Raw genomic sequence first — 22,975 nt, 5'->3', positions numbered from 1 at the left:
ACCTCGATTAAATAATTGTCTGTTTATTCAATGCGATTAACTGACGAAAACTTTCGTTATCTAATTCCGTTAACCAGGATTCATCATTACTAACAATAGCATTAGCTACCTTTTTCTTTTCCTCGATCATTTCATCAATTCTTTCCTCTAAGGTTCCCAAAGTAACAAATTTATGCACGAAAACATTTTTTTGTTGACCAATTCTAAAAGCGCGATCGGTGGCTTGATTTTCCACCGCAGGATTCCACCAACGATCAAAATGAAAAACATGATTTGCTTTGGTTAAAGTAATCCCCACTCCCCCAGCTTTTAGGGACAAAATAAATACAGAAGGTTCTGTTTCGGGATGTTGAAATTCTTCGATCATTTGTTCTCGTTTTGGTTGAGAAGTCCCTCCGTGAAGATAATAAGTATTATAGCGAAAAGTTTGTTTGAGATACTTTTGTAAGGAGTCACCGATTTCAGTAAATTGAGTGAAAATTAGCAGACTATCTCCCTCTAAAATTACTTCTTCTAGCATTTCTCCCAAACGCTCTAATTTATGTGATCGCTCAGGAGTAAAAGCGCTGTTATCCTGTAGAAATTGACGGGGATGATTACAAATTTGTTTCAAGCGCATCAGGGTAGATAAAATTAATCCCTTGCGTTTTATTCCCTCTGCTTCTTCTAATTGTTTTTCCACTTCTTTGATAACAACTTCATAGAGAGAAGCTTGTTCTTTAGTTAAATTACAATACTGTTTGTTTTCCACTTTGTCAGGCAAATCTTTAATTATCTGCTTATCGGTTTTTACCCGACGCAGAATAAAAGGTTCCACTAATTTTTTGAGAACCGTGGACTGGAGACGATCATTTTGTTTTTGGATTGGCACTTCAAAAGCTTTACGAAATTGAGTTTCTTTACCTAAATAACCGGGGTTAAGGAAGTTAAAAATTGACCATAAATCAAGCAGTCTATTTTCCACAGGAGTTCCCGTTAATGCGAGACGATGTTGTGCAGATAAACTCAAGATTGCTTTAGTTTGTGCTGCTTTAGGATTTTTGATATTTTGTGCTTCATCAATTACTAAACGTTGCCAAGATTGCGAGTTAAATAATTTCAAGTCCTTGCGAACTAAGGTAAAAGAAGTAATGACGATATCCTTTTGACTAGCTACTATCTGAAATTCGTTCTCATCTTGATAGCGCTTACTACCATGGTGAATTAAAACCTGAAGATGGGGGGCAAATTTTTCAATTTCTTTTGCCCAATTTCCCACCACAGAAGTGGGTGCGACTAGCAGAGTTGGTAAAACATTATTATCTCCCTCTCTTTCCCCAATCAATCTAGCAATTACCTGTAGGGTTTTTCCCAGTCCCATATCGTCAGCAAGACAACCATTTAACCCCAATTGTTCTAGGTATTGAATCCAGGCAACCCCCCGCTTTTGGTACTCCCGCAGCGTTCCTTGTAATTGGGGAGGATTTTCGATCGGTTCTAGTTGACTAGGATTTTGTAATTTCTCTAGCATAGAACCCAAAAATTCATCGGTTTCAACAATAATCTCCTCTGGGGATTCGGCAGCTTTTTTCATTAATTCAATCAGATTCATCTCAGGATTTTCCTGCTGATATTTCTCCCAAAAATCCAGCATTTGCTGCATTTTATTTTGTTCTAATTCTACCCATTGACCTCGAAATTTAACTAGGGGTGTTTTGGTATTAATTAATTGTTGCCATTCCTCTTGGGTAATAGTTTCTTCACCGATGGCTAATTCATATTGATATTCAATGATGTTTTCGAGGCTAAAAATCCCTTTACTAACGGGGGTAGATTTGCCTGATTTAGACGTAGTTTTTAGCCGAACTTTGGCGCGTTGACGACCTTCGGGAGTCCACCAAGCTGGAATAATCACTTTATATCCCGCATCTTCTAAAATCCAAGCAGTTTCTTTTAAGAAAGTAAAAGCTTCTGTAAGGTTGAGAGAAAATCCCGTCGGTTTATCCGTTTCTAATCCCTGCCAAATAGGGGGATAAATACGGGCAGCATAACCCAAACTTAGTAAAATATTTTTGTCTAAATCTTGACCAAAATGCGCTCGTATGCTTGTTCTATTTTCGGGTACTGCATACCAATATTCGTCTAATTCTAATCGCAGGGAGGGGTCTTGTTTAGAGATGAGGATAAAAGTAATTTGCCACTGTTCAATATTATTTTCTGGGGCCTCCGTTAGTTTAAAACCAAGGCTAAAACTAGATATATTTTGGTCTCCTAGTAATTGCTGTCTCCAAGTTTGCCACTGTTGATATTTTTCTAAAGCGGCAGCGGTTTGCAGAAATCCAGCAGCCTTAGTCACAGAGAAGCAATCACCTATAATTGTCTCGCTAATTTTTTTATCAAAACTGGCAGGAATTGCCGTATTAGTGACAATTTCATTGAGGAGACATTCGGAGAAGTGCCGGAGTAGGGTTTTGGGATCGTATAATTGTGGCGAAGCATGGGGATTTTCAGCGCCGGCAAGACAAATGCGGGGAAGATATTCGAGATAGTGATCGAGATTGGTTTCGTAGGTTGCTGATATAATTTCCCAAAGAGGGTAGATGGCAAAGTTAGCGGTTTTCTGGTTATTTGTGGCTAATTCTCGATATTTAAAGGCAGGAATATAGTTATCTTTGAGAATTATTTCTTTAAAAGCTTGACTGTAGTGATACCAAAAAAGTAGATCTGCACCTAACTGAATCTCTGAGGAGTTGTAAAGACAGATAAAGTGCAGATCATTGAGCAGTTTAAGTACAGGATTAAGGGGATAACAATCAATTTGCCAAGATTGCCATTGGCTATTTTCTGGGGGTTCTTTTTCTAGATAACGCAGTAATTCTAAGGAGGGTAAAGGTTGATTCTCGTGACTAGGTAAAAGAAAGTAGCGGGGGACAAATTGCCGACTAAGAGGATTATAATTCGATTGAACTATTCCTAACTCTCCAGTGAGAAAGCTAGTTAATTCTTCTTTGCTTAACTGAAAAGGATGATAATTATCGGCAGTGGTGCGACTCTTTTTCGGGGTGCTAGTTTCTCCCCAAAGATAAAAGCTACCCTTCTGAATAAATTCATCCGTTGATTGGGGAATCCAAGTACCGTGAAGAATTTTCATGGTTTTTAATGAGTACAAAAGAACTTAAATGAGGGCAACATTTAGCCTCTAGAAAAATTGTAGCGATTATGGGAGGATTCTCCACACTTTTTTGTCCCTTTGCGAACCCAGAAGTCCTCTGGATAAGATAAAAAGGTTAATAGAGCTTCTAGGACAAAAAACCATTGAGAAGACGTGATCAACGGTTTTTTTGAGCTTAAAGCTTATCCCTATATGGGTTTAAAGCTATTTTTGTTGCGGGTTTTGTTGAGGTTCCACTAAGAGGGATGTCTAATTATAGCAATTCTCCAAAATCCGGCTACAAGAGTTCGATCCCCCTGCCTTCGTCTCCCTTAAAATGGGAAAAAGGGGAAATGGGAACTTAAATTCGATAATTCGATCTGTAGTTTTGATGGGTGAGAATTGGTATTAATTAACTTTTACCCAAATACTGCGGAAATATTTTTCGGGACTATTTTTATCGATAATATCTTTACAGGGAGTATTACCAACTCGCTCGATTGTACCATCATCGCTTAAAATCTGAAAGCGATCTGGGAAATGGGGATAAAACAACAAAGCTTCTGGACGAAACCCGTCAGGGAATTGCAGTGATTCTATCTTTTCCGGTGCATCTTCTTTTTTTCCTGACCAAGTATAGAAAACAAATTGATCGCCTCCATGAAATTCTCCAGCAATAATTAAATATACTTCTAAAGCCGGCCAAAATTCAATGCTACGAATTCCTAATACTCCCAAATCTAGCAGGATAGGATCACCAAATTCAGCTTTAGCCGTGGTTGAATTAGTAACTAAACTCTTGGGATTTTTTAGGGGTAATAAAAGAGCTTTATCGTTGGGGACAGGATTACGAAAACCGATTAAGATATTTCCGTCTGGAGTTGCCGTTAAACCTTCAATATTTAATCCACCTTTAGCTTTGGGAGCTTTGGTTTCTGCTGTTTTGAAATCAAATATTTCAGCCAATTGAGAGTCTTCGATAATATCGCGCAAGACTAACTGAGTATAAGACTCACCCACTTGAACTATACTAGAGCCGTCATCGGTAATTTTACTAGCAAAAAATTGATGACGAGGGAGTTTTCGTTCAGCATTTTTATTGCGGCCATGGGAAGTAATCCAATAGATTATGTCATTTAGTACAGTTACCCCCTCCAAGTCGATTTCTTTATTTTTAAGATTGTTCTTCACCCAACTATTAATGTCAATTGTTTTCAGGGCTTTTCCCGACTCTTGAGAGGAATAAATCCAGAGAAAATTACCTAATTTTGGATCCGCCTCATCATTACCAACAACAAATTTATTTTCTCCTAAAGCAGTGGCTGCAGAAGCATCACAAATTCCTTGATGTTTGATTTTTTGGATAATAGAAAAGTTGAGAGGTTTCATGATTGTATTCTCCTTATTAACTGGAAAAGTGAGGATTGAGAAAATTATAGGTAATAAAAGACAAAAAGACAAGACATTACTAGAAATAATCTGAGAAAGGACTGGTTTAAATAACTAATTTCTCCTAATTTCAAAAGTTTGTCGAGTGTCATAATTTATGTTAGTCCCTCCAAGACCCGATGATTCCTCCCATTGACCTAACGTCAAGGCAAAAGGTTTTGGGATCAAAGATCGGTTAGTTAGGGAAATAATTGGGGAACACTTTAACTCATTCAATAATAACTATAGATAAGCAAAAAATACTTAAATGTAACAAAAAAATACATAAGTGGGGAGGTGTAATTAAATATCAGACTTATCGAGGTTGAATTGAGCCACGAACCCCACAACCGGCATAGGTGATCAACTAAAGATGAAGTGTAATACTAAATCCGGTTATTAAAGAATGATTATTTATTCCTCCTTTTGCCTATTGCAAGAGTGCATGAGTGCCTGTCCTGATATGTAGCCTATGCTCAACGGATTTAGTGTAACCTAATTTGGTATCGACGACCGACTCCCCAAAACCAAAAATTCGTACCTCACCATTAAGATAACTGCTATAAAAACGCGGATATCACTGCCAATAGAGTTCGGTTTTACCGTTATGGGATGAGCATTAACGGGGGTAATATTCTAGGTAAGGAATTTGTATCTAGTCAGTGATGAAGACGATGTTAAAGGGGTCTTTACCGAAATTAAGCGATATTTTCCCGCCGACTGACCATCAGGACCGGGAAACTTTCACCCCCAATGCTTTTTATCCTAATTTATCGGAATGGCTCAAGCGAGCGCAACTGAAAGCGGAAAGTGAATGGTTCGCAGCGATCGCCGCTTTAGAAAATATCTTATTACAAAACCAAAATAATGCTGCCGCCGGTCGGGGTTTAATTCTCTCCGGTCCGACGGCTTTAGTCAGAGAAAGCAAGGCTTTAACGGGTTTTGAATTTGGTGTTTTTACCGTTAAAGCTTTAAAACATTTACAATGGCCGGGTTTGCAATTGCCTTCTCAGGAAAAATCCGCCGCCGATGTTTCCCCGACGGAGATTCATGAATTGCCTCTCTTGCCAACGGATCCGATTGCTAATGAAAGGTTTTGTCTGGTTTTTAGCGAAAGTTTCGCTCTTTTGCTGGTTTTAGGCGAGGATCAGTGGGGTTTGTCCTCTTTTCAATTTTCCTTTGATCCCGTCCTCACTCAGCAAGCCTGGCAGCAGTTGCGGCAACGATTAGTTAATCTGCGTTATCCGCAAATCGGGACTTTAGAGGCAATTATCGAGGCTAATGGCAGTCCCTCGCCGGATTACCGTCTAGTTAGCCAATTTAGTCGCCAATTACTGCAAAATTTACCCAACCAGCCTAATTTAGACCTGAAAAAAACGAAATCGCCTATCAATGCCGAAATCACTCCGCCAAAGGAAGATAATTCTAATTTAGAATCGGGTTGTGATTTGGAGTTATTGCGAGCTTTAACCCACGAAATTCGCACCCCTTTAACCACCATTCGCACCATTACCCGATTATTATTAAAACGGGCAAAAGTAACGGAAGATGTGCAGAAATATCTAGAAACAATCGATTTAGAATGTAGTGAACAAATTCAGCGCATGGAATTAATTTTCCGAGCCGCAGAATTGGGTATTAATCCTCTGGGGGATAAACCGATTCAATTAATTCCAATTGCTCTAGAAAAAGTCTTTCAAGATAGTATTCCCCGGTGGCAAAAACAAGCTAAACGGCGCAATGTCATTTTAGAAGTTAATGTACCGAAAAAATTGCCTTCGGTAATTAGTGACCCGAATTTATTGGATCAAATGTTAAATGGAGTCGTGGAAAAATGTACTCGCAGTATGGCTAGTGGTGGCCTGTTGCAAGTACATATATCAACGGCAGGAAATCAATTAAAAATGCAGTTCCAAACTCAGGTAAAATCGCCTAATCTTACTCTCAAAGCTTTAGGAAAAGTCTTAATGTTTCAACCAGAAACGGGTAGTTTAAGCCTGAATATGAAGGTGACTAAAAACCTTTTTCAAGCCTTGGGAGGTAAATTGATTGTGCGTGAAAAACCCGAAGAAGGTGAGATTTTAACCATTTTCTTGCCCCTCGGACGCATTAAATAAGTTGGGATTATTCTGAATTTTTCATCTTGAAAAATAGGCAAAATTGCCAAGAGGATGCTATACTAGGGCAACAAACATTATTGATAGTTGCCATGGAAAAAACTGTTTTAATTTTAGGTGGCACTGGTCGCATTGGTCAAAGTGTAGCCCTAGATATTATTAATCATACTGCAGCTAAAGTTATTATCACAGGACGCAAGGAAAAAGCCATTAAATTACTGCCAAGAATGCAGTTTTTGGCTTTGGATTTAGAACAAATAGACAAGCTTAGACAGGCAATTAAAAATAGTGATTTAGTCGTTCATTGTGCCGGTCCCTTTCATTATCGCGATGGCAGGGTAGTAAAAATTTGCATCGAAGAAAAAGTCAATTATATTGATGTTAGTGATCATCGTTCTTTTTATCAAAAGTTAATCCCCTATCGAGAATTAGCGATAAAAGCGGGAATAACTGCCGTGGTTAATACGGGAATTTTCCCGGGTATTTCTAATAGTATAGTGCGAGAGGGAGTCGAACAGTTAGATAGGGTAGAAACGATCCGTTTAAATTATGCCGTAGCCGGTTCCGGAGGTGCGGGATTAACTGTGATGCGGACTACTTTTCTCGGCTTAAAAAAGCCTTTTTTAGCTTGGATTGAGGGACAATGGCAAGAGATTGAACCCTATACTGCTAGAGAAGTAATTGACTTTCCCGCTCCTTTGGGTAAAACTGGTGTTTATTGGTTTGATATGCCAGAAACCTATACTTTTGCTGAATCTTTTCAAGTGCAAAATGTGATCACAAAATTTGGTTCTATTCCCGATTTTTATAATCATTTAACTTGGATTACTGCCCATATTTTTCCCGATGCTTGGGTAGAAAGTTCTCGGGGAATTGAGTTTTTTTCCCAAGTTAGTTATCGCATGACAGAAGTAACCGATAAATTTTCGGGAATTGGGGTAGCAATGTTAGCCAAAGTGGCCGGATGGCAAGGGCAGCAAAAAGCAGTTTATCAAGCAACTATGCTTCACGAGAACACTGCCCAAGCAGCCGGCTGGGGAACTGGCAGCGTGGCAGAATTAATCTTAGCGGCAAAACTCCAAAAAGCCGGGATTTATCCGGTGGAACAGGTGTTATCCACAGAACTATTCCATGCTACGATGAAAAAAAGAGGTATTAAACTCGATCGCTCCTGTGCAATTGTGGCTTAGAAGATGAAAAAAATCTGGCGTTACTTAGGGCTGTTTTGTTTAGTTTTGTTACTGACTTTATCCCCCATCCTCATGATAGCGGCCCAGAATAATCCTGCTAAACAAGGACAGGAAACACCCCTGGAAACTTTGGGAGAAGTTTTTCCCGTCATGCTTGATAATCAAGAACTTTTTACTATTCGGCAAGGAATAGGTTCTTTTTCAGCGCAAGAAAGAGCGAAATCGATTACAGCCAGAATTGAAAAAATTGCCGATGACGATGTTCTTTCTCCTGAAGATTTAAGCATAAAAATCGATCCTGAAGACAAAAACCCTTCGATTATTTTGGGAGATACGGTTATTGCTACTATTACTTCTAAAGATGCCAAATTACACTCAGTAAATCAAGAAGTATTGGCCGAACGAGCTTTAGCAAAGATTAAAGCGGCCATTATCCGTTATCGTCAAGAACGTCAACCGGATAACCTCTTCAAAGATGCAACTTTGACGGTAAGTGCTACCTTGGCCACGGTCTTAATTTTCTGGGTAATAATTTTTATATCTTCGCGGGTTTTTCCCCAGATTCAGAGATTAATCACCTCCCTAGTTCCTGGGGTCGTATTCCAAAATTTTGAGATTATTAGTTCCCAGACAATAGGAATTTTTTCCCTAAGAGTTTTGCAATTTATCCGCACTCTGATTATTTTAACTATTCTCTATTTTTATTTAACTTTTGTCCTTCGTCTTTTTCCCTGGACTAGAAAATTTGGTGATGGTTTTCTGCAATACTTTTTTAGTGCTTTGGAAGTTATTTCCCAAGAGATAGCAAAATATTTACCCAATATTTTTATTATACTGATAATTGTTTTTATAACTCACTATCAGTTGAGAGCAATTAAACCATTTTTCACTGGATTGGAAAGAGAAAATTTAGTAATTAATGGTTTCTATCCCGATTGGGCAAAACCAACCTATAATTTACTGTCACTGCTGATAATTGCCTTAGCTATAGTCATCGCTTTTCCCTATCTACCCGGATTTAATTCTCCTGCTTTTCAGGGGGTGTCGGTATTTTTAGGGGTGCTATTTTCCTTGGGTTCCACCTCTGCTATCGCTAACGTGGTGGGAGGAATTATCCTCATCTATACCCGCTCTTTTCAACTAGGAGATAAAATTTCTATTGGTGATGTTATTGGAGATGTGATTGAAAAAGGATTATTAGTCACCCGTATTCGCACACCAGCTAATAGAATTATCACGATTCCTAATTCATCGCTGTTAAACACCAATGTGATTAACTTTAGTGTCTCTCAAAGGGAATTCAAACAGCCTTTAATTTTGCAAACCACAGTCACTCTCGGTTATGATTTACCTTGGCGTAAGGTTCACGCAACCCTGAAAGAAGCAGCCCTAGCAACTAAATTTATTGTCTCAGAACCTGCTCCTTTTGTCTTGCAAACCAGTCTCGATGATTTTTATGTCAGCTATCAGCTAAATGCCTACACCGATCATCCTAGCAAAATGGTGTATATTTATTCTGAATTACATCAAAATATTCAGGATAAATGTAACGAAGTCGGTATCGAAATTATGTCTCCTCACTACAAGGCTCTCCGGGATGGCAATCACAGCACTATTCCTGAAAATTATCTGCCGGAAGATTATCAAAGTCCTGCTTTTGGTATTCAGTCAAATCCTCAGAAGTAATAATTTTCCTAATAGCTTTGATTGCGTTTGTCAAGCCCTTTTGAGTTATTGTTGATAATTCTTCACCAAATTCACAATTAATAGCAGGAATAAATATTCCCAAGGCCCTGGGATTTTGTTGATAAATTGCTTGAGTTAATGCTAATAAAGAAGCGGGACTTTCTGCATGACCTAAATTATTCCATTCGGTAACTGCTGCTAATTTTTCTATGCGGATATCAGTTTGATTAGATAATACCGCATCAACAAAAATAACTAGAGAAGCATCAGCTATATCGGCTGCTAATTCCGGAGTCAATTGATGGGTAGCGATGACTTGCACATTAGGCAAATTCTCCTCGGCAATAATTTCGGCTATTCTCACTCCCACTCCGTCATCATTTCTTAAAGTATTACCGTAACCGATGAGCAGTATTTTAAAATTATTCATGGTTAAATAGAGGAAACAGGAGTGGGAGGATTTACTTCGTTGCCATCAAAGACGCTGTCAGCGGGAAAAATTAGTTTAAATACTAAGTAGGTGGGTGGAATTAAATATAAGATGAACGTAGGTTGGGTTGAAGCGTGAAACCCAACGCTCGCTCATGTTACGCTACCGCTAACCCATCCTACAAATAATTGTGCCTCCCTACTTATAAAAATCTTCGAGATGTTGTTTTAGTTGACGAATTGCCATACTACTATTGCGATTGTCGGCAATTTCTCCACAGAAAGAAACTAAATTTTGTAGGTTAAAGTTAGGAAAATATTGACTTTGATGGCGAGGGATATACTCTTGATTCTCTAGCCAATAAATATAGAGATTTTTCTGACGATACAACCAAATTTCAGGCACTTGATAAGGCAGATAATCATCCACATTCGAGTAACTGGTGACATCAATTTCTAATACTAAATCGGGAGGAGGATCATTTACCCAGTCAATTCTGGCTTTCCCTGCTATAGCCGGCCAATGGTCAATATAAAAACTATAATCTGGTTCAATACCACTTGTTTCTGGTAATTCCATGGTTACGGGAGTAAAAGCCTCGTACTCACGCCCCAGATAATCCAATAAGGTGATGATAATATTAGCAATTAAATGGGCATCACGTCCATGCTTAGGAAGTGGAGACATAAGCAAGACTTCTCCATTGTGATATTTGATTTTAGGCTGAGAATTGTCGCCCCTTTGCCGAGACAAAGTTTGATAATCTAGCCAAGTGGCAGGTAATCTCACTAAGGACCCCGCCGGTAGCTCGATTTTATCTAGTGAAACTAAGGCAAACATGGCGCAAGGTTCCAGGTAAATGATCAGAAACGCTGTAAAATAAGTATAGGATATCTTCGATACTCTCGATGCACAGCTTAACCTAATCGATAAATTAACTGAGTCTGGTAAGAAAACTTAAGCCTTGATAGTAGTTTCTTGATGAGCCAAAAATTATGCTATCGACTAACACAGTTTCCCCCCATATTATTCCCCCTCTCGAAAATGGCGATAGATTAACCCTTCCCGAATTCGAGCGCCGTTATCAAGCAATGACACAGCTAAAAAAAGCTGAATTAATCGCAGGAGTTGTTTATATGGCATCCCCCGTCCGCATCAAAAATCATGGCAATCCTCACGCTCGTATTATCACTTGGTTAGGATACTATTGGTACGTTACACCGGGGGTAGAATTAGCAGATAATACTACTGTGCGACTGGATGGGGATAATGAACCACAACCGGATGCTTTATTAAGAATAGAAACCGGTGGACAATCAAGCATTAGTGAAGATGGTTATCTGGAAGGTGCGCCGGAATTAATCGTGGAAATTGCCGCTTCTACTGCTTCCTACGATTTACACGAAAAACTCAAAGTTTATCGTCATCATGGAGTGCAAGAGTATATTATCTGGCGAGTAGATGACCAAGAATTGGATTGGTTTCGCTTAACTGATGGGGAATATTTGCCCCTAGAATCAAATCAAGATAAGATATTTTGCTCCCAAGTCTTTCCTGGATTATGGCTGGATAAAAATGCTTTATTATCGGGTAATTTAGCCGAAGTTTTGGCAGTGTTACAGCAAGGAATAGCTAGTCAAGAACACCAAATTTTTTGTCAAACTTTGGCTAATAAATAACCCGGATAAACTTGATTTTTTTCTTAGTTGCCTAGGGATGGCTCAGAAAGATTAGCTGATTTTTCTTGCCAATCTTGACCGATTTTAATCGTCACATCAGAAGCGAGATTCCCCGTACTTTCCACCAAAACTTCCCCGACACCAAGGCTATTATGCAGGGCAGCAGCCAGGGAATTATCCCCTTTTTGAGCAATAATTTTGGTAGTTTCTAGAATTGGCGATGAAGACTTAGAGACAAAAACATTTTCATAACCAAACGAGCGCAGATATCTGACTAGAGCTTGCACCGCTTCTGGATTATCGATGCTATCTTCCACAGCTATGCGAGTCGGTTGCGTGGTTTCCTCAAGGTCAGCCATAAAAGAGCCGTGGTTAAAATGTTGAGCCACTAGCTCTTGAATTTTACTTTGATTGGGCAACCAATAACTGATCCCTTGCCGACCATCACCATTAAAGTCTCCGGGTAGCAGTAGCATTTGCACATCAGCGCGCTGAGTTTTGGAGGCAAAGCCGGCTAGAGCGAGTAACTCCTCTAAACTGAGATTAGTATCGATATGAGTGCGGATAACCTCGATAATATCGGGAATTTTCAATAAAGTTGCTGGTTTTAGGGTTTGTTCTACTAAAGACCGCATTAATTGCTGTTGTCGTTGGATACGACCGATATCGCCGTTAGCATCGTAACGAAAACGGGCAAACTGGAGGAATTTCTCGCCGTTGAGGTGTTGTTCCCCTTTTTTCAGGTCAATGTAGAGGTGTTGACTAAAATCTTTGTACTTCATGTCTTTGGGAACATATACCGTCACCCCCCCCAAAGCATCAATTAATTTTTCCACACCCTGCACATTAATGCGAATATAGCGATCAATAGCCACTCCGTCCAAAAGATGACTAACCGTTTCCGCCGTTAAAGCAGGTCCACCGAGGGCGTTAGCTTCATTGATTTTTTTCTCCCCGTAACCCTCGATATCGGTGCGGGTATCCCGGGGGATGGAAAGCATGGTTAACTTCTGTCTTTGGGGGTCAAAACGCAGTAACAGCATGGTATCGGTTAAACCATCCAAGGAATTAACCGGGGCATGATAACCCAGATCTGGGGTTTGTGCCTCCTTGACATCGGATGTCAACACTTTCGCGCCAACTACCAGAATATTAACGGGGCGGTTGAGGGCGGGAAGTTGCAGATTTTGATAGGATATCGCCTGCTGATTGTTAAAAGCGGCGGCTTCTTGGGGACTAAGAGCAGCTTGTCGCAAAGGTGTGGAGGAGAGAGACACAGCCAACATAGCCCCCGCCGTAGCGGAAACTAGGGCGCAGCCAGTTAAGCCTAGGGCTGTCAGGAACCATTTACCGGACAATCGCCGCTTTTTCACAGGTTTAGCTGCTAATTTGCTTGATTTTCCGCTTTTAAGCCTTGATTTCGTCTTATTAACCACAAATTGCCTCACACAGTCACTAATTATCTCCCTAAAACCATATTTTAAAGGGATGAACTATTTTTTTTCTCAGATACCCGGAAAAGATTATTAAACTAATCGGGTTTTCTAGAGAGTTAGCAGATAATATAGCAGAATTTTTCCTTATAGTTCTTCTGCATGGCAATTTTGTCGAAATATCTAGGGTTTGTTTCGTGGGAGTGGGAAGTGGGGAAGTGGGGAAGTGGGGAAGTGGGGGAGTGGGAAGTGGGAAGTGGGAAGTGGGGAAGTGGGGAAGTGGGGAAATTGAACTAAAACCCCAAAACCCCAAAACCCCAAAACCCCAACCCCCAACACCTAAAACCTAAAACCTGTCTCGGAGTCTGGGAGTCTCCTATCTCCTCATTGGCTGATTTTTTTGTGCAGAAATAACTTTTGTGGTCGATTAAATAACCAATTGATCAACCAACCGTCGGTTTTTTGCAGACGATAACCGCTACTTAAGTACAGTGACTGGGCCGCTAGATTATTATCAAGAACATGGAGGGAAAGTTCCTCAAAACCCCATTCTCTAGCGATCTGTTCACACTTGAGCAGCAATCTCCGGGCCAGACCGGCACGCCGGCGATCGGGACTAACGGCTAAATTAGAGATATAAGGAATGGGAACAGCTAAAAAAGAACTGGATTTTAAGCCGATTTCCGCCGTAGCAACAATAATTTCCTGAGGACCCGTGGCGGTGACGCTGGTGTGACTGACTACCAGACAGTGATAGTAAGGGGTATCGGCGCGCAATCGTCCCCGTAAGTCCTCGTAAATGCCTAATTTAAAGATAGGACGCAGAAAAGACCAATAATTGGCCGTGGGGAAAAAACTATCGGTGAGAATTTCCGCCAAGCTTTTGAGATCTTGGCTTTGGGCCAAACGCACCTCGACGGCAATGGCGGCATTGTCACCGGTCGCTTCCGAGTCGGAGGGATTAGACAATAGGTATGAGATAAAACAGGAGTCCACTTTAATCACAGGAGTCGGCAGGGAAGGTGGGGATGGCAGTCCTTATCTGGGAAAGGTAAATAGGGGTAGGAGCTAGTTGGGAGAATCAAGCATCTATCTTAAGGAGAAGACCGCAATTTTTCAAGACTACTGAATCAAAATCTCATCCATTCTACTGCCTATAGCCCCAGCTGGGGGAAAGACCGCTATTTTTCGGGAATTTTTTTTGATCTCCAGGCAATGGTTAAGATGGGATGATGCCGGTCAGAACTAATCTCTTTCTTTTTGGGTCAATTAACTATATTCTTTAATCTAATCTGTCCTCCTATCCCCTCCATGATCAAAGAAATTTCCGCTTATTTGCAAGTGTTCCGCAGTCAAAAAATGGCGGCTTTGTTATTCTTAGGTTTCGCTTCTGGATTGCCCTTTTTTCTCACCGGTCGCACCCTGCAAGCTTGGATGACCACCGAAGGAGTTGATCTGAAATCGATCGGTTTATTTAGTTTAGTCGCTCTCCCCTACTCTCTCAAATTTCTTTGGTCTCCCTTACTCGATCGCTATCTTCCCCCCGTGCTTGGTCGTCGTCGCGGTTGGATTTTAATCGCTCAAATTTGTTTAACTTTAGCGATTGGTTGCATGGCTTTTCAACAACCGCAACGATCTTTAGAATTATTGGCAATTAATGCTTTACTGATTGCTTTTTTTAGTGCCAGCCAAGATATTGCCTACGATGCCTATCGCACAGATATTTTAGAAAAATGGGAGATGGGGGCTGGGGTGGCGATCGGGGTTTTAGGTTATCGTTTGGCTTTAATTTTAACCGGTTCGATCGCTTTAATTTTAGCCGATCACTTTCCCTGGCCTCTCGTCTATCTTTTCCTAGCTGGATTGATGGCTTTAACGATTATTTGGTCTTTTTTCGCCCCAGCTACTCCCCCTAGAGATGATACTCCTCAAACTCTTTTAGAGGCAGTTTGGTTGCCTTTCCAAGAGTTTTTTCAACGCTATCGATTAGGTCAAGGAATGGGCATTCTCGCCTTTATTGTTCTCTATCGTTTAGGGGATGCTTTAGTTAATAATATGGTGACTCCTTTTCTCTTAAAAACTGGTTTCAGTCAAACCGATATCGGGGCGATCCAAGGCGGCCTGGGCATGATAGCAACTATGGTGGGAGTTTTATTAGGTGGTTCCCTGTTAAGTCGTTGGGGAATTAATCGATCGCTCTGGATATTTGGTCTGTTGCAAGCTGTTAGTAATTTAGCCTATTTTATTTTAGCAAATTTAGGTCAAAATTATCCTTTTATGGTCTTGGCTATTAACATTGAAAACTTCTGCGGTGGCTTAGTAACTGCCGCTTTTGTGGCTTTTTTAATGAGTCTTTGTAATGCTCGTTTTACCGCTACTCAGTTCGCCCTCTTATCGAGTTTAATGGCCTTTAGTCGCGATATTTTGGTGGCTCCCGCCGGAGTTTTAGCTGAGGCGATCGGTTGGCAGTGGTTCTTTTTAATCACGGTAATTGCCGCTTTACCCGGGTTAGCGTTATTGCCTTTATTCGCTCCTTGGCAAGAGCAGGATTAAGCTAATTTATGAGCTAGGAAGTGATGATTTATTCCTCCGATTTCACTCGCATAACTACTAAAGTCATATCGTCGCTACTGTCATTTCCCAACCCGGTAAAAGCGGCAACTTTCCCAAATAAATATTCTAGAATCTGTTCGGGATCGGTGTACTTTTGACAGGCTTCTTTAACTGCCGATAGCCAATTTTTCTGATCAAATCTTTCCCCTTTCGAGTTAACTGCATCGGTAAAGCCATCGGTATAATAGATCAGCGTATCTCCCGCTTCTAATTGCACTTGGGCATCGTCATAGATAGAATCGGCCTCTAAACCAACTAATGTCCCTTCCGTGTCGAGAGACTCTAACTCTCCCGTTTTGGCCCGCCACCAGAGGGTGGGGTAATGGGCAGCATTACTGTAGCCAAGACGGCGCGTCAGGGGATCATACTCGGAATAAAATAATGTCACGAAACGATGAGAATTATCGAGATCGGCATACATAACCCGATTGAGATGACGCAAAATCTGGGCCGGGGAGTGACGATTTAACACTTCCGCTCGCAACATTCCCCGGGTCATGGTCATCAATAATCCTGCCGGGACACCTTTACCCATGACATCACCGATCACTATACTCCAAGGAGCGGTACTAGCTTCCATTTCCGCCTCCCTTGCCGGTTTAAATTGATCGTAATTGCAGGGGATAAAATCATAATAATCGCCACCAACGCGATTAGCCGTTTTGCAGTGGGCTGCCAATTCTACCCCCTGAATTTTCGGACATTGCCGGGGTAAAAGACGATTTTGGATTTCGGCAGCGATTTCTAACTCTCGATCCTGACGTTCCTTAGAACGTAATTCGATCGTTAATTCATTATTAGCTATAGCCACCGCCGTTTGATCGGCCACTAGCTGCAGCAGTTTACGACGGGTGGGTGTCCAACCATAATCGGGATCGCGACTGAAAACGTATAAACGCCCCCGCTCACTATTTTTTACCAAAACAGGCGTACTATAAACCTGCGTACCCTGTCCGAGAGTTTGCCGGATTTTATGGTCGAGACTATCGAGAAGCGATCGATGATTTTTATTCTCAAGTGCCGGTTCTTGGTTTAATTGTCGGATAATTGCCTCTAATTGTCGGCGTAGTTCCCCATTAATTTGATTATCTTGGCAATGGAGTTGATCGAGCGCCACTTGACCGTTATTTTTGCTCAAAATCAACGCCCCTCCCTCCGCGTCTGCCACTCGTGCGGCCATCAAGGGGGTAAGATCGAGGAATTGGTTTAAATTATTGAAACTCCGCAGGGCAAAACCGAGGGAACTTAAGAGATTTTGAACTTTGTTTTGTTCGCGATATAAACTAGCGACTAACTCTTTTAAGGCTAAAATTGGCTTGATATCGGTACTTTGATCGCCCATATTGACGGTGGGAGTGGTGAGGGTGTCGCTCGGTTCCGGCTCAGAAAGCATAAAATGATTTTTGTGGCGGTGACATGATTATAGCTAGATGGTCATTGGGTTATGACCTGTTTAAGTCTAACAGTATAGTGGATCTTTTCCTGACCGCCACAATTTAACCCTGATGTTTTACTATTTCTGTGGGTGCATCTCATTTTTGTCAATCTACTAAGTTGGGATTTTTCAGGGGAAACTCTCTTTTAAAATTGGGCATTACTTGCGATTTTATCACTCAATCCCAGCTTTTGGTGGGTTCTACCCCCCAAAAGCTGGAGCGCATTAGTTTTTCGGTGGGATGCTTACAGACAGCTGCTGATACATTTGTCATCATTTAAGTCACTGATAATTGCTGATTGTCGGTATTTCTGCAAATGTGAGATGCACCCCATTTCTGTTTTGTCACACCGAAGTCTGAGGCTGATAGCTTGACCCTATAATAATTAGGAATATGTAACTCGATCAACTGACTTTATGACCTTGCCTCTCGATGTTCCCACGGCGATTAATCAACGTCGTTCTATTAAAACTTTTACCACCGATCCGATCACCCCAGAACTGCTGAAAACCCTAGTAGAATTAACCGTTGCCGCACCTAGTAGTTTCAACATCCAAGATTGGCGAATTATTTTAGTACAAGATGAGGCACAAAAGGCCGCTTTAGCCGAGGCCGCTTGGGGACAAAAGCAAATTATCCAAGCGCCGGTTACTTTTGTTTTCGCTGCCGATGCTGCCGCAGGAGGAGGAGATCTAACTCCTATCTATGAACAGGCTCTCAGTACAGGTGCCTGGAACGAAGGCACGGTAAAATATTTTCAACAGGCAATCCCGGGATTTCACAGGGATTTGGGCGAAAAAACCCGGGAATACGCGATTAAAGATGCCATGATCGCCGCTACTCATCTGGTTTTGGCTGCCGAAAGTCTCGGTTTATCTAGTTGTTTTCTCAACGGTTGGATCGAGGACAAGGTAAAAGCTGTGATTGGTGCTGCCGATCATCCCGATCTGGCGATCGCTGTTGTCGTTCCCATCGGTTACGCGGCGGAACCACGGCTTAATCCGGGGCGTTTACCCTTAGATTACAATGTTTTTGTGGATCGCTTGGGTAATCCCTATCAAATCTAAACTCTATTAACTGGATTTAATCTCGTTTTGAGCGCTGTTTTGGCCGGTGGTTTGGGGGTGGGTGTCGGTGTCGGTTTGCAGGAGTTGGTGTTGCTGATTTGAGATAGGAATCTTCTGGCAAACTAACTTTTAGATAGGATGGCACGGTTGACATTCATAGCTTGATTCAGCAACGCCTTGTATTGTGGCAAAATTAACAATTTGATGTGCATCACGCCGCGCTAATACAGCCGACATCGATCTTAATTTTTTGAAAAGATATAAGGTTAATTATGACATCCCAGATTATCATGTCTAGGATTGACCATCTTTTAGCCTTATAGAGGGATTTCTATGCTGAAAAAATACTCATGGTGGCGGCCACTGACGATTTTATTTGTAATCAGCTGTGGAGTGATCTTAATTTTTGGTAAAACTTTCGCCCAATCCCCACCGATTAGCCATCCTCTCGATCCCCTCACAGAAAATGAGATTAAAATGGCGGTAACTGTGGTAAAAAAAGACAAATCCCTGACAGAGTTCGCCAGATTTCCTAATATTTCTTTACAAGAACCCGATAAGCAAACTGTTTTAAACTTTAAAAAAGGAGATGCTATTGCTCGTCAGGCTTTTTTAGTAATTCTGGAACCAAGACTGAATAAAACCTACGAGGCTATTGTCGATATCAAAGCGAGTAAAATTATCTCATGGCAAGAAGTATCGACGGGACAACCACCTTTGTTAGATGAAGAATACGAAATTCTCGATCAATTAGCCAAAGCCGATCTTCGTTGGCAAGAAGCTATGAAAAAACGCGGGATTGCTGACTTTGAAAACGTCATCATTGACGGTTGGGCAACTGGGATGATGAGCGAGAAAGAACAAGCATCGGGAAAGCGATTAATTCGCGGAATTACTTACTATAAAGGCAAGGATCGTAGTAATTATTATGGCGCACCAATTGAAGGTTTGTCGGTGACGGTAGATTTAAATAATCGCCAAGTATTTGAAGTGCGAGATACCGGGATTATACCTTTCTCAAAAGCCAATTTTGATTATGATGAAAAAACCCTTTCACCCCTTCAAAAAGCCCTAAAACCCTTAAGAATTAAACAACCGCAAGGGACAACTTTTCAAATTAAGGGTAACGAAGTTAGCTGGCAAAATTGGAAATTTCGTTATCTCATGCACCCAAGAGAGGGATTAGTTCTTTATCTAGTTACCTACAATGATAACGGTAAAGATAGAATGATTTTGTATCGTGCTGGACTGTCAGAAATGCTAGTTCCCTACTCCGATACCTCGCGAGAATGGGCGGTTCGGAGTGCTTTTGATGTGGGAGAATATCGTTTTGGTTGGCTATCGACTCCCTTGGATAAAGGTAATGATGTTCCCGAAAATACTGTCTTGTTAAATGCCTTGTTTGCTGATGATAATGGGGAACCCTATATCGGGGAAAATCTCATCGGTATTTACGAAAAAGATGCGGGAATTCTCTGGAGACATTATGATTTTAACACGGAAACCTTTGAAGGTCGTCGCGCCCGTCAATTAGTAGTTAGTACCGTGGCTGCTATTGGTAATTATGACTACGGAATTAACTGGATTTTTCACGAAGATGGTACTTTAGAACAGCGCAGCGATTTAACGGGAATTATGTTAGCTAAAGCGACTCCTGATCTCACTAATGCTCATAATCATGGCGATCAATTTGGGACATTAGTAGCGGCAAATGTGAAAGCAATTAATCATCAGCACTTCTTAAATTTTCGTCTTGATTTCGATGTGGATGGGGTGAAAAATTCTGTTACTGAAATGAAGGTTTCTACTTTATCACCAGAAAAGAATCCCTTTGGTAATGCCTTCACTATGTCAGAAAGAAATCTTCGGCAAGAATCCGAGGCAATTCGTGATGTGAATTTAGCTGAAAGTCGCGCTTGGATGGTAATGAATAAGAATCAGAAAAACTCCCTAGGAATGCCGACAAGTTATATGTTAATGCCATCGGCAAATTCAATTTATTATCCGAATTTGCAAGCGGATTCTCGTCAACGGGGTGAATTTGCTACCCATCATTTTTGGGCAACTCGTTACAAAGCGAACGAACTTTATGCAGCGGGAGATTACCCCAATCAAGGCAAAAAAGGTCGAGGTTTACCGCAATATACTGCTGATAATGAATCTCTCGATAATGAGGATTTAGTCGTCTGGTACACCTACGGTGTTACCCATATTCCTCGTCCCGAAGAATGGCCGATTATGACCGTACATCCAGCCGGTTTTAAGATTATGTCTTGGGGTTTCTTTGACCAAAATCCTGTTTTGAATGTCCCGAAAAATAACCTAGAGAATTCTTAAACAATCTGGGGAGGATGCCTCCAATAAAGCATCCTCTTTGAGCGAATGCTATTTCACCGAGGTTTTTTGCCTGTTTTTCAATTTGTACTGCTAGTTCTAAACTATCTGCAAGATTAGCAATTTTTTTCAGGATTGATAATAGTATTTTTTCCTTAATTGCTTACACCTCTAATCGTTGTTTCAAGATATTAATATTGACTTTAGCTTCAATGATTTGACCAAGCATAAATCTTAAATCTTTCCCTATTTTTTGAATACTAATATCGGATATTTTCTCGCTTTCTTTACTTATTTTTTTTTAGTTTGCACTCTCTTCCTATACACATCTGCGAATATTACCATAACGTAAATAGGAGTTGACTAACTATAGTATGGGAGGAGCTACTTGAACAAACTCGCTGTAAAGATTAATCTTCAGTTTGCTAGGCTAAAATCCGAAAGAATAACCAATTTTTAGCTTTAACTGACTTTGGTCATGGCTATTAGTGGCAATATCTCCCTCAATACCGAAATCGATCACACCTTGGCGATTAATTTGCTGACGAATTCCCATACCAGTGCGAATTAAAACCCCACCATGACTATTATCGCTGGTAATTACGCCCAATTCTGCTAAAAAAGTTTGATCGAAGCGTTTCGGATAACCAATCGGTCGCGAGTAACCGAGAATTGCTGCCGGGGAAAAAGATTGATCGCCGTTATCGGGATCGGTTTTTATGTTTAAATCGAGATTAAGATGCAAGCGATGGAATTGACCAACAGTTTTACTGGCAATTCCCCGCAGACGAAAATCTAATCCCCTAGCATTATTTCCCGTCGGTAATCCTAAATCGGTACGAATGGCAAAAGCGGGAACATTATCGTATTCACGATTGAAATTATAGAAAAAACCTACAGATAAATTTCCCACATCAAAATCCGTATCATCACTATTAACTCGACCTCCCACCTGCGGATCGATGCCGATAATAATATGACCATTGCGAATAATACCGTTGAGGTATTCAATATCAAACTCACCCCCAAGATTACTATTTTCAGGAAAGACTAGACTTCCTCCAAATTCTATCGATTGTTCCCCAAAACCAAGACTTTCAGCATCATCAAAAGAAAGGGGACGACCGGAATCAAGATTGTTATGATCGTTGGCAAAAACTGGATTAGTAAAACTGGCAACTAAACCCACAGCAATTAATAAAAATCTTCTCATTTTTTCAGTTCCTCTTGATCATTGCTGTCGTCAGGTTTTTTCTCCGTATTAGGAGGGTTTTCTGGAGAGTAATTTTCGTGGTTATGGTGTTGGTGATCTCCTCCCTCATCTACTTGAGAATCATCAGGTTTTTTCTCAGAATTATCATGATTATCGTGATTATGACCTTCGTGAGAAATATCTGTTGGCATTAATCCCATACCCGGAATTCCTGACTCAAAACGATGATCATGTAGTCCTTCACCACCATAATTTTTTCCCGCTGCCATTCCTTGATGATTAGCAGCCATTACTAACCAAATAGCGCGGGTAATTTGTTCGTCTTTTTGTTGGGGAGTTAGCCAATCTGATGCCAGAATATCATTAACCATATCGTGCAACATATGCAGGTTATCGAAGGTGTTAGATATTGCGGGAAAACGTCGGGCAAACTTGGGACTAAGTTCGGCAAACATGGGCATAAAAGCTCGATCGGTGCGATACAATTCCTGACTATGGTATTGTTTTCCTACCTGTTTATAAGCTTGTTTTTGTTCTTCTAGCGTCTTTTCATAAAGCAAGTCATACATTGTTCCTTGTAACCAATGGTAGCCCCAAAATAAGCCATTAACTTTCGGATATTTCTGGCGAAAGGCTTGAGAATAAGGCTGGGAATCCAGATAACCCATATTCATCGGTAATCCCGTAATCGCATAGGGAACTTTTGTCAAGTAAAATTGATATAATTTTTCAATTTCCGCCTCTTTTTCCTTGTTGGTTAATTTGCTGCTGGCTAAAACATCAACGGTTTGAGCATGGAAAATATGCGCCCAATCGAAAACCTGTTCTAAAACACCGTATTTTCTACCAAAAGTTGGGGAAATATTGCCCTCGTCGGGCATAAATTTAGGCGGATTTTTTAAAACCCAATTAATTTTTTGGTATGTCTTAGTTTCTAAATCTTTCGCTTTTCCCGTCACGATATCTTCGTAGGCAAAGGCATGACCAACAGCGATCGCATTTAAGTCTAAAGCTAAATCTCTGACATTATAAATTGCATTGTTATAAACCCCTCTTTGGGGATAAATATGATTACGTTGCTTGTTATACATCCAAGCTGGTATATTGTCAGGAATTGCTTGTAAAGTCTGAGTTTGAGGTGAATCAAGATGTAAATGTTGAGCAATGACAGGAGTAGAAATAAGTGCTACAGTTACCAATACAATCAACTTTTTCATGA

At 40.7% G+C, this 22,975-nt stretch carries 16 protein-coding genes; 7 read left to right on the top strand and 9 right to left on the bottom strand.

What is annotated here, in order from left to right; genetic code table 11:
- Positions 1-7: 7 nt before the first annotated feature.
- Together O9295_RS02475 and O9295_RS02470 are read right to left on the bottom strand one after the other, a co-directional pair.
- Positions 8-3,130, bottom strand: a complete 3,123-nt coding sequence (locus O9295_RS02475) for a DEAD/DEAH box helicase (protein ID WP_288031422.1) — start codon at positions 3,128-3,130, stop codon at positions 8-10.
- A gap of 408 nt (positions 3,131-3,538) precedes the next feature.
- Entirely contained in the window at positions 3,539-4,519 is a 981-nt protein-coding gene (locus O9295_RS02470) for a DUF3616 domain-containing protein (protein WP_288031419.1), read from the bottom strand.
- Between the two features lie 713 nt (positions 4,520-5,232).
- Here O9295_RS02470 and O9295_RS02465 point away from each other — a divergent pair.
- The 3 genes from O9295_RS02465 (at position 5,233) to O9295_RS02455 (ending at position 9,551) form a co-directional block, all read left to right on the top strand.
- Positions 5,233-6,675 (top strand): sensor histidine kinase, encoded by a 1,443-nt coding sequence (locus tag O9295_RS02465; protein ID WP_190719368.1) that lies wholly within the window; start codon positions 5,233-5,235, stop codon positions 6,673-6,675.
- 92 nt (positions 6,676-6,767) lie between these two features.
- Positions 6,768-7,865, top strand: a complete 1,098-nt coding sequence (locus tag O9295_RS02460) for a saccharopine dehydrogenase family protein (protein ID WP_288031416.1) — start codon at positions 6,768-6,770, stop codon at positions 7,863-7,865.
- Positions 7,866-7,868: 3 nt separating this feature from the next.
- Entirely contained in the window at positions 7,869-9,551 is a 1,683-nt protein-coding gene (locus O9295_RS02455; protein WP_288031413.1) for a mechanosensitive ion channel family protein, read from the top strand.
- On the opposite strand, the gene O9295_RS02450 is transcribed toward O9295_RS02455, so the two are convergent.
- Together O9295_RS02450 and O9295_RS02445 are read right to left on the bottom strand one after the other, a co-directional pair.
- Positions 9,478-9,981, bottom strand: a complete 504-nt coding sequence (locus O9295_RS02450; RefSeq protein ID WP_288031411.1) for a hydrogenase maturation protease — start codon at positions 9,979-9,981, stop codon at positions 9,478-9,480. The genes O9295_RS02455 and O9295_RS02450 overlap by 74 nt on opposite strands.
- 198 nt (positions 9,982-10,179) lie before the next feature.
- Positions 10,180-10,821, bottom strand: a complete 642-nt coding sequence (locus tag O9295_RS02445; protein ID WP_149987381.1) for a Uma2 family endonuclease — start codon at positions 10,819-10,821, stop codon at positions 10,180-10,182.
- A 155-nt stretch (positions 10,822-10,976) separates the two neighbouring features.
- On the opposite strand from O9295_RS02445, the gene O9295_RS02440 reads away from it, so the two are divergent.
- Positions 10,977-11,660 (top strand): Uma2 family endonuclease, encoded by a 684-nt coding sequence (locus tag O9295_RS02440; RefSeq protein ID WP_288031408.1) that lies wholly within the window; start codon positions 10,977-10,979, stop codon positions 11,658-11,660.
- 23 nt (positions 11,661-11,683) lie between these two features.
- On the opposite strand, the gene O9295_RS02435 is transcribed toward O9295_RS02440, so the two are convergent.
- Complete coding sequence (locus O9295_RS02435; protein WP_288031406.1) at positions 11,684-13,096, bottom strand: LCP family protein; 1,413 nt, start codon at positions 13,094-13,096, stop codon at positions 11,684-11,686.
- Between the two features lie 381 nt (positions 13,097-13,477).
- On the bottom strand, positions 13,478-14,098 hold the full coding sequence (locus O9295_RS02430; RefSeq protein WP_287739495.1) for a GNAT family N-acetyltransferase: 621 nt from the start codon (positions 14,096-14,098) through the stop codon (positions 13,478-13,480).
- 306 nt (positions 14,099-14,404) lie between these two features.
- Between O9295_RS02430 and O9295_RS02425 the strand changes: the two genes are divergently transcribed.
- The gene (locus tag O9295_RS02425) at positions 14,405-15,646 is read left to right on the top strand and encodes an AmpG family muropeptide MFS transporter (protein WP_288031404.1); all 1,242 of its coding nucleotides are present in this window, start codon (positions 14,405-14,407) and stop codon (positions 15,644-15,646) included.
- Between the two features lie 28 nt (positions 15,647-15,674).
- Here the strand turns inward: O9295_RS02425 and O9295_RS02420 are convergent, their stop codons facing one another.
- The gene (locus tag O9295_RS02420) at positions 15,675-17,099 is read right to left on the bottom strand and encodes a PP2C family protein-serine/threonine phosphatase (protein ID WP_288031402.1); all 1,425 of its coding nucleotides are present in this window, start codon (positions 17,097-17,099) and stop codon (positions 15,675-15,677) included.
- A 459-nt stretch (positions 17,100-17,558) separates the two neighbouring features.
- Between O9295_RS02420 and O9295_RS02415 the strand changes: the two genes are divergently transcribed.
- Both O9295_RS02415 and O9295_RS02410 read left to right on the top strand, forming a co-directional pair.
- A complete protein-coding gene (locus O9295_RS02415; RefSeq protein ID WP_288031400.1) occupies positions 17,559-18,209 on the top strand; it encodes a nitroreductase family protein in 651 nt (216 codons plus the stop codon).
- 333 nt (positions 18,210-18,542) lie between these two features.
- Entirely contained in the window at positions 18,543-20,546 is a 2,004-nt protein-coding gene (locus O9295_RS02410) for a primary-amine oxidase (RefSeq protein ID WP_288031397.1), read from the top strand.
- Positions 20,547-20,973: 427 nt separating this feature from the next.
- On the opposite strand, the gene O9295_RS02405 is transcribed toward O9295_RS02410, so the two are convergent.
- Positions 20,974-21,756 carry a hypothetical protein gene (locus tag O9295_RS02405; protein WP_288031395.1) on the bottom strand — a complete coding sequence of 261 codons (783 nt, stop codon included), beginning with the start codon at positions 21,754-21,756 and terminating at the stop codon, positions 20,974-20,976.
- Positions 21,753-22,973 carry a hypothetical protein gene (locus tag O9295_RS02400; RefSeq protein WP_288031393.1) on the bottom strand — a complete coding sequence of 407 codons (1,221 nt, stop codon included), beginning with the start codon at positions 22,971-22,973 and terminating at the stop codon, positions 21,753-21,755. Before O9295_RS02400 ends, O9295_RS02405 begins: the two co-directional genes overlap by 4 nt.
- Positions 22,974-22,975 lie beyond the last annotated feature (2 nt).

This window comes from Microcystis sp. LE18-22.4A (assembly GCF_027531105.1).
Classification (GTDB): domain Bacteria; phylum Cyanobacteriota; class Cyanobacteriia; order Cyanobacteriales; family Microcystaceae; genus Microcystis; species Microcystis aeruginosa.
This window is presented reverse-complemented; position numbering and strand designations above follow the sequence as displayed.

What these genes read in the sequence shown, in the direction of transcription:
- O9295_RS02440 (WP_288031408.1), top strand. Translation starts at nt 10,977, where the DNA reads ATGCTATCGACTAACACAGTTTCCCCCCATATTATTCCCCCTCTCGAA.
- O9295_RS02470 (WP_288031419.1), bottom strand. Translation starts at nt 4,519, where the DNA reads ATGAAACCTCTCAACTTTTCTATTATCCAAAAAATCAAACATCAAGGA.
- O9295_RS02420 (WP_288031402.1), bottom strand. Translation starts at nt 17,099, where the DNA reads ATGCTTTCTGAGCCGGAACCGAGCGACACCCTCACCACTCCCACCGTC.
- O9295_RS02400 (WP_288031393.1), bottom strand. Translation starts at nt 22,973, where the DNA reads ATGAAAAAGTTGATTGTATTGGTAACTGTAGCACTTATTTCTACTCCT.
- O9295_RS02405 (WP_288031395.1), bottom strand. Translation starts at nt 21,756, where the DNA reads ATGAGAAGATTTTTATTAATTGCTGTGGGTTTAGTTGCCAGTTTTACT.
- O9295_RS02415 (WP_288031400.1), top strand. Translation starts at nt 17,559, where the DNA reads ATGACCTTGCCTCTCGATGTTCCCACGGCGATTAATCAACGTCGTTCT.
- O9295_RS02460 (WP_288031416.1), top strand. Translation starts at nt 6,768, where the DNA reads ATGGAAAAAACTGTTTTAATTTTAGGTGGCACTGGTCGCATTGGTCAA.
- O9295_RS02475 (WP_288031422.1), bottom strand. Translation starts at nt 3,130, where the DNA reads ATGAAAATTCTTCACGGTACTTGGATTCCCCAATCAACGGATGAATTT.
- O9295_RS02450 (WP_288031411.1), bottom strand. Translation starts at nt 9,981, where the DNA reads ATGAATAATTTTAAAATACTGCTCATCGGTTACGGTAATACTTTAAGA.
- O9295_RS02445 (WP_149987381.1), bottom strand. Translation starts at nt 10,821, where the DNA reads ATGTTTGCCTTAGTTTCACTAGATAAAATCGAGCTACCGGCGGGGTCC.
- O9295_RS02465 (WP_190719368.1), top strand. Translation starts at nt 5,233, where the DNA reads ATGTTAAAGGGGTCTTTACCGAAATTAAGCGATATTTTCCCGCCGACT.
- O9295_RS02455 (WP_288031413.1), top strand. Translation starts at nt 7,869, where the DNA reads ATGAAAAAAATCTGGCGTTACTTAGGGCTGTTTTGTTTAGTTTTGTTA.
- O9295_RS02410 (WP_288031397.1), top strand. Translation starts at nt 18,543, where the DNA reads ATGCTGAAAAAATACTCATGGTGGCGGCCACTGACGATTTTATTTGTA.
- O9295_RS02425 (WP_288031404.1), top strand. Translation starts at nt 14,405, where the DNA reads ATGATCAAAGAAATTTCCGCTTATTTGCAAGTGTTCCGCAGTCAAAAA.